This window comes from Acidocella aromatica, from assembly GCF_014201825.1.
In the GTDB taxonomy this organism is placed as follows: domain Bacteria; phylum Pseudomonadota; class Alphaproteobacteria; order Acetobacterales; family Acetobacteraceae; genus Acidocella; species Acidocella aromatica.
On the sequence record NZ_JACHFJ010000006.1, the window covers coordinates 112,903 to 125,495 of the forward strand.

13 protein-coding genes are annotated in these 12,593 nt (G+C 63.1%); 1 reads left to right on the forward strand and 12 read right to left on the reverse strand.

The window, feature by feature from the left end; translation table 11 throughout:
- The 6 genes from HNP71_RS08290 to HNP71_RS08315 all read right to left on the reverse strand — a co-directional run bounded on the left by HNP71_RS08290 (window position 1) and on the right by HNP71_RS08315 (window position 5,792).
- Window positions 1–723 carry a TonB family protein gene (locus tag HNP71_RS08290; protein ID WP_183266422.1) on the reverse strand — a complete coding sequence of 241 codons (723 nt, stop codon included), beginning with the start codon at window positions 721–723 and terminating at the stop codon, window positions 1–3.
- Window position 724: 1 nt separating this feature from the next.
- Window positions 725–1,129, reverse strand: coding sequence for an ExbD/TolR family protein (locus HNP71_RS08295; protein WP_246344129.1), 405 nt, complete (start codon window positions 1,127–1,129; stop codon window positions 725–727).
- A gap of 12 nt (window positions 1,130–1,141) precedes the next feature.
- Complete coding sequence (locus tag HNP71_RS08300; protein WP_183266424.1) at window positions 1,142–1,819, reverse strand: MotA/TolQ/ExbB proton channel family protein; 678 nt, start codon at window positions 1,817–1,819, stop codon at window positions 1,142–1,144.
- Window positions 1,820–1,928: 109 nt separating this feature from the next.
- Window positions 1,929–4,268, reverse strand: coding sequence for a TonB-dependent receptor (locus tag HNP71_RS08305; protein WP_183266425.1), 2,340 nt, complete (start codon window positions 4,266–4,268; stop codon window positions 1,929–1,931).
- A 130-nt stretch (window positions 4,269–4,398) separates the two neighbouring features.
- Window positions 4,399–5,196 carry an ABC transporter permease gene (locus HNP71_RS08310; RefSeq protein ID WP_183266426.1) on the reverse strand — a complete coding sequence of 266 codons (798 nt, stop codon included), beginning with the start codon at window positions 5,194–5,196 and terminating at the stop codon, window positions 4,399–4,401.
- Complete coding sequence (locus HNP71_RS08315) at window positions 5,193–5,792, reverse strand: ABC transporter ATP-binding protein (protein WP_183266427.1); 600 nt, start codon at window positions 5,790–5,792, stop codon at window positions 5,193–5,195. Before HNP71_RS08315 ends, HNP71_RS08310 begins: the two co-directional genes overlap by 4 nt.
- A 174-nt stretch (window positions 5,793–5,966) precedes the next feature.
- Between HNP71_RS08315 and HNP71_RS08320 the strand changes: the two genes are divergently transcribed.
- Window positions 5,967–6,890, forward strand: coding sequence for a MurR/RpiR family transcriptional regulator (locus HNP71_RS08320; RefSeq protein ID WP_183266428.1), 924 nt, complete (start codon window positions 5,967–5,969; stop codon window positions 6,888–6,890).
- 8 nt (window positions 6,891–6,898) lie between these two features.
- On the opposite strand, the gene HNP71_RS08325 is transcribed toward HNP71_RS08320, so the two are convergent.
- From HNP71_RS08325 to HNP71_RS08350, 6 genes are all read right to left on the reverse strand, one after another.
- Entirely contained in the window at window positions 6,899–7,942 is a 1,044-nt protein-coding gene (locus tag HNP71_RS08325; protein WP_183266429.1) for a YncE family protein, read from the reverse strand.
- Window positions 7,943–8,560: 618 nt separating this feature from the next.
- The gene (locus HNP71_RS08330) at window positions 8,561–9,340 is read right to left on the reverse strand and encodes a DUF1295 domain-containing protein (RefSeq protein WP_343062360.1); all 780 of its coding nucleotides are present in this window, start codon (window positions 9,338–9,340) and stop codon (window positions 8,561–8,563) included.
- Window positions 9,337–10,362, reverse strand: coding sequence for an SAM-dependent methyltransferase (locus HNP71_RS08335; RefSeq protein ID WP_183266430.1), 1,026 nt, complete (start codon window positions 10,360–10,362; stop codon window positions 9,337–9,339). Before HNP71_RS08335 ends, HNP71_RS08330 begins: the two co-directional genes overlap by 4 nt.
- The gene (locus HNP71_RS08340; RefSeq protein ID WP_183266431.1) at window positions 10,359–11,240 is read right to left on the reverse strand and encodes an alpha/beta hydrolase; all 882 of its coding nucleotides are present in this window, start codon (window positions 11,238–11,240) and stop codon (window positions 10,359–10,361) included. The genes HNP71_RS08335 and HNP71_RS08340 overlap by 4 nt, the downstream gene beginning before the upstream one ends.
- A 6-nt stretch (window positions 11,241–11,246) precedes the next feature.
- Window positions 11,247–11,879 (reverse strand): ChrR family anti-sigma-E factor, encoded by a 633-nt coding sequence (locus HNP71_RS08345; protein WP_183266432.1) that lies wholly within the window; start codon window positions 11,877–11,879, stop codon window positions 11,247–11,249.
- A complete protein-coding gene (locus HNP71_RS08350; RefSeq protein WP_343062361.1) occupies window positions 11,876–12,505 on the reverse strand; it encodes a sigma-70 family RNA polymerase sigma factor in 630 nt (209 codons plus the stop codon). The genes HNP71_RS08345 and HNP71_RS08350 overlap by 4 nt, the downstream gene beginning before the upstream one ends.
- Window positions 12,506–12,593 lie beyond the last annotated feature (88 nt).

Here is a 12,593-nt window from a genome sequence, read left to right on the forward strand (position 1 = left end):
TTAATCGCCATCAACGCTCGGTGCCGCCATCTGGAAAATGACCTCGACCGTGACCGTGTAGGTCCGCCCGGCAAAGCCGGAGGGTGGCGGCGGGTAATGGGCGATGCGCGCGGCCTGTATCGCCGCCTGGTCGAGCAGCGGGAAACCGCTCGAATGCGCGAGGGCGATGTTGGTAACGGCACCATTGTAATAGGTGAACGTCACTTCCGGTGCGCCCGTCTCATGCGCCATCTGCGCGGCCTGAGGATACACCTCATTCGCCACGCTCTGCACGGCGCTGCGCATGGCGGAGCGGAACTGGTCCACCTCGCCCAGCGAAGGGGCCGGGGGCATGGGGGGCGTGGGCGGCGTTTGCGGCACCGGAGGCGCGGCCTTGGGCGGCGGCGGCGGTGCTGGGTGCGGCGGCACGCTGTGGTGAACGACATGTTGCGGCGCCGGACGCGGCGGCGGAGTCGGCACCGGCTTGGGCGGTGTGACCGGCTGAGGCGGTTGCGGCGTTGGCGGGGGCGGTTTGGGGGTGGGTGGCAGGGGCTTCGGCGCCTGCGGCGGGGCCTGGATGGAAATCTTGACCACCGATTGCTGCCGCGCGGGCGGTTGCTGCTGGCTCATCACCGGTAGCAACAGCGCCAGAGCCGCCAGCTCCACCAGCAGGCCGATGCCGATGGCCGCCATGAAACGGCGGCCATCCTGCGCCGGGACCAACCATGTTTCCGAAGAGTTCATCTTACGGACTATCCGCCCCGGGCTGGGCGGCAATGCCGATATCGGTGACATTCGCCTTCCGCGCCGCGTCGATCACGGTCATGAAATGCTGGAACGCCGCGGTCTTGTCGGCGGCAATGGTCACCTCGGTCTTGTCCGGCGCGCCATCGGCCTGGAACATCGCGGTCAGCTGGTCCGGCGTCATCACCTGATCCTTCACCTTGATCGTGCCGTCAGGCAGCACGTTCACGATGAATTTCGGGTGCGGCAGCTGGTCGGTCTGCGAGGCTGTCGGCAACTGCATGCTTACCCCGGCATCGGGGATCATCTGCAGCGTGACGATGATGAAGAACACCAGCAGGAACAACATCACGTCGATCATCGGGATGATCTCGATGCGCGCCTTGCGGCGTTCGAAATAGCGCATGGTCATGGCGCGTTACGCGGTCACGAGTTCGGGCGCACCCTGCGCCGCGACAGCGCGATGGGCAGCCGCCACGGGCGAGCCGTCGGTTCGGTTGACGATCATCATCTTCAGCGTGTCGAGCTGATGCACGACCAGACGCACCTGATTGGAAAGCGCGTTGAAACCGGCAAGCCCCAGCATGGCGATGAACAGGCCAAAAGCGGTGGCGACCAGCGCGTCGGCCACGCCGCCAGTCACTTCCGCCGGCGCGTGACCCGGCTGTGCCAGCACGTTGAAGGCGTGGAACATGCCGATGATGGTACCGAACAAGCCAAGCAGTGGCGCCAGGGTGGTCACAGTGTCCAAAATCCACAGGCGGCGGTCCAGCGACGGCGCGATCAGCATGATCGTCTCATCCAGCCGGTTGGTCATGGCATCGGTGCCGGAGGTGCCCAGATGGCGAATGGCCGCGTCGAGCAGCGCGGCCTCCGGCAGGCTCCCGGCTGAGGCCAGAAGCGATGACAACTCTCCATGACGCAGCGCGGAAAACGCCGCGGTGGAACGGATCACGGACTGACCATGCAGGATGGTGCTGCGCAAGGACCAGAAACGGTCGATGATGACGGCCAGTGCCGCGAGCAGCAGCAGGGCCAGGACGTAAAGTACCCCATCGGAATAGTTCGCGAGGTAGACAACATAGGAAAAGCTCAACGCCGGTCTCCTGTTCAGGCCAGGCCTGATACATCAAGTTACATAATCGTTGTGTGACAGATTTGCGTCTTTACAAGAGGCCGGCTTGCGCCGGCCTCTTGCGCACGGCCTAGAAATTGATGGGCACGGAAATGCTCACGAAGGCCGCGACACCCGGCAGCGTATAGTACCAGAGTTGCCCGGCGGCATCCGTGCCGTTATCAAAGACCACCTTCTGGTTATTGGTGATGTTATCCACGTTCAGCTTCAGCTTCACCTGGTTCAGGTTCTGGCTGAGATGATTGAATGTGTACCCAGCCGCGAGGTTGACGACGTTATACGGATCGTACCACCCCCCCGGAGAATGACCGCCCGCAGGGCTGTTGGCATAGGTGCCAATGCCAGTGTTGCCGGAGTATTCGCCACCGGTCCACTGGTCGATGATGGAGGCGTAGATGCCATCGCGGTCGTAGATCAGGCCAAAATTGGCCGTGCCCTGCGGCGCCTGGGTTATGCTGATATTGCTAGATGTGCGGAACGCCTCATTATACCCGGCATTGGCAAAGGCTGTCAGACCGAAATCGAAGCTGTACGCCGCCTCCGCCTCGACACCGCGATAGATCGCGCCGCCGACATTGGTATAGTACTTATTCGCGCCCGATCCCACAGATTCCATGAAGTTCTGGAAGTGGATGGTGTAGAGGTCGCCTGAAAGAGCGACATGCTGATCCTGATACGCCATGCCGGTCTGGAAGTTGATCGTGCTTTCCGGTTTGAAGGTCGTCGAATTCAAGTTTTGGATATAAAAAGTGTTGAGGTTCGGCGCGAGGAAACCTTCCGCCCCCTGCACATAGGCGGATAGGTTGGGAGTGAAGCTGTACTGCGCCTCAAAAGAAGGCAGCGCCTTGCCCCAGGTATGATCAAACCCCTGCGCAAGCCCCGTCCCCTGGTTCACCGGGGCATTCAAGGCGCGGCGGAACATGGCGTATTTCACACCGAAGGTCAGCGTCAGAGCGTCGATCGGCTTCCAGTCGAACTGGCCATAGGGCTGGAAGGTGTAAAGTTGGTTGTGTTGCAGCCTGTCGATGGGGTTATAGGTCGAATCATAGGTCGAGCCACTCCAACCGCCGATATAGTTAGTCGCGTTATTTGCATTCATGATCGCCTCCTTCTGGAAGCGAGTATTCACCTGATGGTCAAACCAGAAGCCAACCTTGACATCACCAAAGGACAAATCTTTTTGAAGGCGCTGGATCGTACCGACAGAGCGGTAATCCATCTCCATTTGCTGCCCAGGCACGCCGGTTACCTGCGCCCCATTCGGCGCATAAGTCACAAGATTCTGCACGGCATTCGTAGGCAGCGCTTCTCCAGGCAGCCCCTGACCATTGGCATCCAGACCATTCAGGCCACGATGGTAATAACCATAGGTATAGACCTTGCCGTCATACAAGACGCCATCCCCGAGACTCGACTGAAGGTCGATATATTCCATATCGTTTGTGATATGGTCTGTATTGTACTTATAGTAAGCTTGGCTGGTAGGGTCGAGATTATTACCGTAATCTGGACCGAACAGCGCGATCTGGTCCGAGGTCGCTCCCGTATCGAAGCTCTGGTACAACCTATTGTAGTCGGCCAACAGCGTGATCGTGGTGCCGGTGTTGACTGGGATCACTACCTTGCCGAAGAAATTTGTACGCTCCTGCGGCGTGTTGGTCTTGCCGCCATTGCTGGCCATGTGCTCGGCATCGACCACGGCGGTCGTGCCGTTAGCACTCTGGATCGAGCCGGTATTCAGCGTCGCTCCGCCGATGGTGGTGCCCCAGCTGCCCCACTCGCCATAAGGCGTGATGCTGCGCTGTGCGGTGGGATCGATGGTGCGGATCGACATCGTGCCGCCAAACGTTGCATTACCCACCGTGGAAGCCGTGCCTGGACCACGATCGACAATCATCTGGCCGATCTGCTGGTTGGTGAAAAACGAAGTCGAATGCGTTGTAAAATCGTTCGAGTCGCCAATGGGGATGCCATCGAAGGTGACGTTGTATTGACCATTCTGGAAACCGCGCAGCACCGGACCATTGGCCTCTTGCAGGCCGGGGCCGTTCGGGCTGATGGCCGAGACCGACGGCGTGAGCTTGGCGATATCGACCCAGCTTTGCGTGCCGGTGGTCAGGGTGGAGATGGTGTTCTTCGTTACCAGCGAGGTCGGCTGGCTGGCGTTCAGCGGCGCCTTGGAGGGTGCCTCATACGGCGCGGTGCCAGGCGTGCTGACAAGATCGGCGGCGCTCCCTGTACCCGTGGAAAGCACGGAGCCGAGATCCAGGTTCACCGGGGCATTGGCCGTCTGTGCCAAAGCGGGTGCCGCGCCAAAACCGATGGCGCCACCAAGACCAAGATAAAGACAACGCGCCGAACAGAAGCTGCGCAGCGCCTGTCGAAAGCGGATCCCCTTAAGACCAGACATTACAATCTACCTTCCTGTTTTATGTGTTTGCGTAGCGCCCACTACCAAACTTATCAGAAGGATTGTTTTACTACTTCGTGATTGTTTTATTTCAACACGAAGACAAATAGATATAACCCGCCACACTCTCCTACCGGGTTCGCAGCAAATCCAGACGCAGGCGGTCACGATGATCGGTGAGGCGGAAGATCGAAAAATAGACGGCGGCAAATGCGCCTAGGCAATTGCCCCCGACAATCAGAAACATCAGCAATATCTGATATTTGGCGGCACCGACCGGATCCATGCCTGCCAGCAGCTGGCCGGTCATGATCCCGGGCATGGTGATGACGCCGGCAGCACTCATGACGTTGATCGTCGGGATCAGCGCCGTGCGGACCGCCTGGGCGGAGACGTCCCGCAAAGCCCCGTAGCGGCTGCTACCAAGTGCTAATCGCGCCTCAATCGCGGCACGCTCACGGCGGATGGTATTGAAAAAAGTGTCCAGGGACAGGCTAACCGCGTTCATCACATTCCCTAGGATGATGCCTGTCAGCGGCAGAGCCTCGCGCGAATTATACCAAGGCTCCGGCCGCAGCGCCGTTGTCAACGCGAGTACAGTGATCGTCACCGTCGCCAGCACGGTCGCGCCCCCGCCAGTGACGAACTGCCACGGCGCAGGCAGCCTGTGCTCCTGCCTGGCGCCAACCTCGTATGTGGCGGCGCCAGCCATGACGGCCGCCACCAGAAGCGTGACCCAGGGGTTTGAGAGTTGGAAGACAATACGCAGAACGAAACCGACCAGCAGCAGCTGAACCACCATCCGGACCGCCGCCAGCAATAGCGCCCGATGTACCCGCAGCGACAGAATGAGCGACAGCACCGCGCAGAGCAGCACGAGCGAGGACGCGATGGCGAGATCGGCGGGGGTAAGGTTGATCGGTGTCATGCGGATATCTCGGTAAGCTGGCCGGATGTCATGTGATAACGCCGCGTAGCCATGCGATGTGCCTGCTGCTCATTATGCGTGACCATGACGATGCCGGTCCCGGAGGCCATAAGGTCTTTGAGCAGGGCTTCCACGCGCAGCACCGTTTTTTCGTCGAGCGCCGAAGTTGGCTCGTCCAGCAGCAGAACCCGCGGCTTGCGGATGACCGCACGGATCAGCGCGAGGCGCTGCCGCTCGCCGGTCGAGAGCTGGCTGACGGACGCATCGAGCAACTGCTCGCCCAGGCCAAGCTGTGACAGAAATGGCAGGGCGCTCTGCGCCGGATGCATATGCTCGCGCACATTTGCCGCCCACCAGCCGGACTCCGCTGCGACATAGGTAACCTGGCGGCGCCATTGAGGTGCTGGCATGGCGTTGCGGGACGCGCCACTCAGCAAAACTGAACCCTCGTTTTCATCGAGATCCGCGATCATCCGCAACAGCAGGCTTTTCCCGATGCCGGACGGGCCGGATATGACGACGCATTCGCCGGCATCGACCTCAAGCCGGAAAGGTCCGCCGGGCGTTCCGGTCAGGCCATTGATCTCAAGCAGCATGGCTGGTCATGTCCTTCTGGCAGGAGAAGCCTGGCCAGGGCAGGCGATGGCTTCTGGTGCAACCGTTGGCGGAAAAAATGAACATGATTAAAGTAGTGGTCATTACAAAACTTTCCCATGCGGCTGCAATCGCTACCGGCATGACAGTTTTAGGACGAATTGAGGGAGACTCCTTTGGAGCGGAAGGTAAAGAACCCACACGGCAAACTGGAAACGCCCGTTACAGGCGGGAGCGAGGCTAACCGCCTCTCGGCGCAATTAGCCGCCCTGGAGGCTGAATTGCCCCCCGCCGTATTGCGGGTGGCGCATTACCTCAACCGGAATCGGGTAGCCGTATTGGCCAATTCAGCGGCCGAACTGGCGGCCATGATCGGGACCTCCGACGCCACAGTGGTGAGAACCGTGCAAGCCCTTGGTTTCCAGGGGCTTGGTGACCTGCGTCAATCCATTGCCACCTCGCTCGGTGGCGATTCCGCGCCGCTGCACCACATGCATCAGACAATGGAGGAACTAACCGGAAAAGCCGAGGAGGCCGCGACCACGGCTGCCGATCTGGTGATCGACACCCATGCCGAATCGCTGCTCCAGTTGCAAAAGGCCGAAGCGCGCGCCCAAATCCACGCCGCCATCGCCAAACTGCATCCGGTGGAGAGAATCGTCATCTACGCCGCCGGACCTTCAAAGCCGCTGGCTGAGTATCTGGAGATTTTGCTCGGCCGGCACGGTCAGCCCGCGAAGGTGATCGGCCAAAGCGGACTGAGCCTCGCCGATGACCTTCTGGATCTTTCGGAGCGTGACGGGCTGCTGATGCTGTCTTACGGCAAACCATACCGGGAAGTTCTGCTGGCAGCAGCCGAGGCTGGAAAAATCGGCATTCCCATCGTTCTGGTGACCGATGCGCCCAACACAAAATTTGCCCGCACGGCGAACGCGGTCATCGCGGCCCGGCGCGGCAGGGCGGAAAGGGTCGCCCTGCACGGCACGACACTGATTGCGCTGGAGGCACTGGTCATGGGGCTGGCCGTGGCCAACCGTAGCCAGACGATGCGCACACTCGCGCGCCTCGGCTCGTTGCGCGCGGCCTTGGGCCGGGAGTGATCAGCTGTTCAAGGCGCCCCCATACTGGCCGGCTGATACACGAGGAGCTTCGCCGTACCCGGCTTGAAGCTGTACCGGGGCGGCTTATTCGGCGCTGGGGGCGGAAGGATGGAGAGAACATCGGCCGTCACGAGAAACACATCGCCGCTCACCGGGTCGATCTCCATCGTCCGCGCCCCCGGCGCCGTTTGCAGCGGAGGCATTACGATGAAATGATCGGCGCCAAGTTCGCGGATCATGGAAAGACTGCCATCGCGGTTGGAGCTGAAGACGAGTTTCCTACCAGCGTCGAAGCGCGCGGCATCGCTGCCCTTGCCAATCGGCAGCAGCGCGACGACCTCGCCGTTTCGTGCATCAACAACAGCCATCTTCGCGTTCTCACAGCTTGAGAACAGGCGTTGCGAGACCGGATCGATGGCCAGCCCTGTCGGGCCGTCGCAGCCCGGCAGCGTCCATCGTGCGGTAACCGTATCCGTCTTTGTATCGATCCGTACGATCTGGTTCCTGTCCTTGATGTTCACGAACAGATCGCCCTCGGCGTCCACGACCAGGAATTCGGGTGCACCGCCAAGCGGGATGAGCTTCCCGGCCTGATTCTTGGCGGCATCGATGGGGAGCACGGCATTGGCATCTCCGCCCGCGATAAAAACCTGGCGGCTGGCAGGGTCATATACCATGCCATCGGCGTCTTCCAGCGCGGGGAGTTCCTTGGCAACCTGAAGCGATTTAACATTGAACACGCTGACGGTCTGCGTCTTGGCGCTATCGGCATAGCCAAGACCGGTTTCCGGATCGATGGCGATGCCATGACTCCCTTGCAGACCAGCAACGTGGCCAATCACCTCACCCGCCTTGGGGTCAACAACGGTCAACTCGGAACCGTGGGAAATGAAGAGATGACCAGAAGACGGGTCACGATACAGGTAATCCCATTTTACATCGCCGCCGAGCGGTATGGTTTCCGCCAGATGGTAGGCCGGCGCCGCCGTGGCTGCCGAGGCGCCAGCCAGCAGGGACGCCGCAAGCAGCATGGCAAATGATGATTTTTGCATGATATGGCCTTAAGAATTGGAAAGGACTGGATCAGCCTTCAGCGCACCCAAAATGAGAGCATGACCGCCAGCGCCAGTAGCACGAGCGAAAACTTCACCGGCACCCCCGAAATAACGACGACAGCAAGTGGCCGCCGCATCCTGGCACCAGCAGAGTTAGAATAGCTGCCGGTGCGGTCATTGCAATCGGCTTCAGGCTATTGGTGCCCGCTGTCATCAAGGCTTCATACAGATTTGCGCGCCCCCTTAGAAACGCCCCACCTTTTCTGAAGTTTTATTTTGCATTGATTAGCGCCTTCAATTCCACGGCCGGATCAGCCAGCGCTACCGGATCGATGGGCGTTTTTCTGTCACCATTTTTTCACCACGTTAAACTCGGCCACTGCGTTCACACAATCAGCCGCGACAACCTTATCTCCCTACAGGTAAAAGACGATGAATCCCTCCTGATTGAGTACCACATCGCTTGCCTTGCCGACGCGGGCGAGGCTGAGCTGATGGCCCCGCACGGGGAAGAGACGGGTCATGCGAAGAGGTCTCTGGACACGGGCAAGACCGGATTACACTTGCGGCGCGGCGGCGGGCGCTTACGATCGCGCTTGCACCAGACGATCCGCGTCATCGGCGCATTGGCCGGCGCGGCCACATGGCGCTGGTGCGGGCCTGATAGGCGCGATACGCCTCGCCCCTGCGGGCCAGCATGGCGGCTTCCAGCGGGGGTACGCCCGTCAAGTAGCGCAGAACGGCGAACATCAGCGCCGGCGCGATGAACGAGAGCCATGTGAGCGGCTGCCCCGGTACCAGCGCGATGACCGGATACGCCAGCCAGAGCAGTGCCTCGCACAAGTAGTTGGGGTGGCGGCAGAACGCCCACAGTCCCGCCTCGCAAATGCCGCCCCGGTTGGCCGGATCGGCCCGCCAGGCGCGCAATTGCTGGTCGGCCAGGGCTTCGCCCGCCAGGGCGATGAGCAGCACGGCGACGCCGGCAATATCGGCGGCGCGAAGCCCCTGTGCGGGCTGCGCGGCGGCCAGATACACCGAGACCGCCAGCAGCCCGGTTACCGGCCCCTGCCCCGCAATAAGGCGGAACATCCGCGCCTGAAAGCGCGCCCCCGCCGCCGCGCGCATCAGAGCATAGCGCGTATCCTCGGGGGACGTGACCACCCGCCAAGCGATGTGCCCGCCCAACCGCCCCGCCCATAGCACCGCCAGCACCGCCAGCAGAACGTGACGCCACACCGCTCCCGGCGCCGCGAGCGCCACCAGGGCGAACGCCAAGCCTGAGGAGAACGTCCAGAACACGTCGATCCACCCGGCATTGCCCGCCGCGCGCTGCACCAGCCAGGCAAGCACCATGGCCAGCGTCACGCCCAGCCCGGCATAGAGGCAGAGGATCACGGCACCGGCGCCAGCAGATAGTGACTCACCCCCCAGGGCTCTCCGCCGCCATGCCCGAACAGCCCCGCCGTGGCCAGGAAGAACAGTCGCCAACGGCGACTCCACAACGGTGCTTCCGCTCCGTAAACACGTTGCAGGATGGGCAGGATCTCCGCCCGGCGGGCCGTGTAGTTGCGCAGCCAGTCCAAGGCGGTGCGCTGATAATGCGCCCCACTCCAGCGCCAGTCCCGTTCCAGGGTGAAAAGATCGGGGAAGCCGCCGGCCAGATCATGGCTCGGCATGATACCGCCAGTGAAGAAATGCCGGGCGATCCAGTCGGCCTCGTCGTCGTGGTTGAAACGGTAGGGGCTCTCGGCATGGGCGAACACATGGATGAACAGCCTGCCCTCCGGGCGCAGCCAGCAGCGCACACGCTCAAACAGCGCGCGCCAATTGGCCATGTGCTCGAACATCTCCACCGAGACGATGCGGTCGAACCGGCCATCGGGGGCAAAATCGTTCATGTCCGCGGTAATAACCCGCAGATTGCGCAGCCCCAGCAACCGGGCCCGCGCCTCGATATACCCACGCTGCGGCGCCGAGTTGGAGACCGCAGTAATGCGCGCGCCGGGAAAACGCTGCGCCATGAACAGGCTGAGCGAGCCCCAACCGCAGCCGAGTTCAAGGATATCCTGCCCATCGGCCAGGGCGGCATGCGCCACGGTCTCCTCCAGCGCATGCAGCTCAGCCTGCTCCAGGCTCTCGGTGCCGGTGGGATAGAGGCAGCAGGAATATTTGCGCCGCGGGCCCAGGATCATGCCGAAGAACTCCGGCGGCAGCTCGTAATGCTGGCGGTTGGCATCGTCGGTGTGCAGGGCGATGGGGTAAGCGGCCATCTCCGAGGCAAACTGCACCGGATCGGCGGGCTGGCGGGCCAGGGCGCGGCGCGTGCGTCCCACCAATTGCCCGATGCCGAAGCGTAACAGGCTGTCGGGTAGAGGGTAGCGCTCTGCGGCGCTGGCCATTTGGACGGCAAGGCTCATGCGGCACTCCTGAGGCTTTGGGGTTTGGTGTGGGTGATGAAATCCAGGCTGTCGGCCAGCACCGGGGCCAAGCCGCGCAGCAGCGGCGAGAAGGCGCCGATGAGGCGGCGATGGTCGATGCCGGGATAGAGTTTCAGCTCCACCGCATCGCCCGACTGTGCCAACCGGCGCGCCAGGCGGGCGCTGTTGCCGGGGTCAACGGTGGCATCCCGCGTGCCCGCGGCAAGAAAGGCCGGCGGCGCGCCGGAGGCCACGAAGTTAATCGGCTGGGTGCGGGCAAGCTGGCCGGGCGGGCCGAAAATCGTCTTCAGCGCCGGGTCGGTAAGGGGTAGAAAATCATACGGTCCCGCGAGGCCGATGAGACCGGCGACATCTCGCCCCGGCGAGAGGCCGTACGGCGCCAGCCATTCCGGGGCTAACGCCAGCATGGCGGCGTTATAGGCCCCGGCCGAATGGCCCATCACGAAGATCCGGCCAGGATCGCCGCCATACGCGCCGGCGTGGCTGTGCGCCCAGGCAAAGGCGGCGGCGCAATCCTGCAAAAACCCGGGAAAGCGGGCCTGCGGGTAAACCCGGTAATCGGGGATGACGGCGACAACCCCGCGCGAGGCCAACGCCGCGCCGACGAAGCGGTACATCGCCTTGTCGCCGCTCTGCCAGCTGCCACCGTAATAGAACACCACCACCGGGGCGTTGCGGGCGTGCAGGGGCGCGTAAACATCCAGCCCGCCGCGCGGGCCTGGAGCGTAGGGGATGTTCTGCGTGAGCGCGTACGGGCCATAGGCGAGGCTGTTGAGCACCGTGACCGGCGAGATCAGCTCCGGCCCGGCATAGCCCACCACCAGCAGCGCGGCGCAGAGGGCGAGAATCGCGCGCATCGCGCCTCACCCGCCCAGCAGACGGGTTAGCCAAGGAAGCCGCAACCCGCCTTCCAACGCGGCCAAGCAGATGCACCCTTCCGGGTCGGCCACCGGTTGGTGCGCCAGGGTCTCATCCGCCTCGCCGATATCGCCGGGGCCGTAATGCCCCGTCTCATCGCGGAAGCCGCCCCACAGCACCTGGGTGAACTCAGCCCCGCCATGGCTATGGTGAATGACCCTGCGCCCCCCAGCCACGCGCAGCAGCATCACATTCTGCTCCGGCGCCCAGGGCAGGCGCACGCGGCTGTAGCGCACGCCAGTGCCGATCCACAGCCAACGGCCGATCTCGGCCCTGCGCAGGGCGGCGGGCAAGCGCAGTCCATGTGGCAAGCTCAAATCGGCTTGGCGCGGCGGGGGCGGCGGGGCGGGCGGAGGTTCATCCAGCCGTGCCAGCACCTGGGCGAACGCCTCGGCGGCCAGCGTCTCGGGCGGCAGATCCTCCAGCAGCGCGCCACCCGCCGCCTCCAGCGCGGCCAGCTCGGCCCGGCACCGGGCACAGCCCTGCAGATGCGCCGCCACGACCAAACCATGCCCGGCCGGCAACGTACCCGCGGCATGGGCCAGCAGCGTCTCGGGTGTGGGATGGTGGCGGATCACGGCGCGTCCTCCAGCAGGGCGCGGAGTTTGCTTAAGCCAAGGCGGATACGCGACTTCACGGTGCCCAGCGGCAGGTTGAGCGCGCTGGCGATGGCCGCGTGCGGGGTTTCGGAGAAAAAGGAAAGCTGCACGATCTGTTGCTGTTCGGGGGTAAGAGCGCCGAGCGCGCCGCGCAGGCGGGCCTCGCGCTCGGCGCTGAGGGTGAGGGATTCGGCGGAGGGCGCATGGCCCTCCTCCTCCGGCGCGTTATCCGGGAAGCTGACCTCCCGGCGACGGCGGGCATGGTCGATGCGCGCGTTGCGGGCGATGGCGAACACCCAGGTGGCGGCCCCGGCGCGGGCGGGGTCGAAACTCTCTGCCTTGCGCCAAAGGGAGAGCATCACCTCCTGGGCCAGCTCCTCGGCCTCGGCGCCGCCCATTCCGGCGCGGCGGAGATACGCCTTCACCCGCGGGGCGAAATGCTTGAACAGCGTCGCGTAAGCCGTGCGGTCGCGCGATGCCGCCACCCGTCCGATGAGCGCGGCGAGGGCGCTGGCGTCCGGGGCCGGATAGTCCAGCGCCGTCACCGGCGGCACGCGGGCCTGGCTGTCAGCCTGGCAGGGGGAGAGAGGATCAAGCGCATTCACGTCCGACTATACGCGCTGGCGCGCGGTGTGGATCACCGGTGATCCAAAATAGGCTGACGCCCGTATTAAAAGCATCAAATACGGAGGC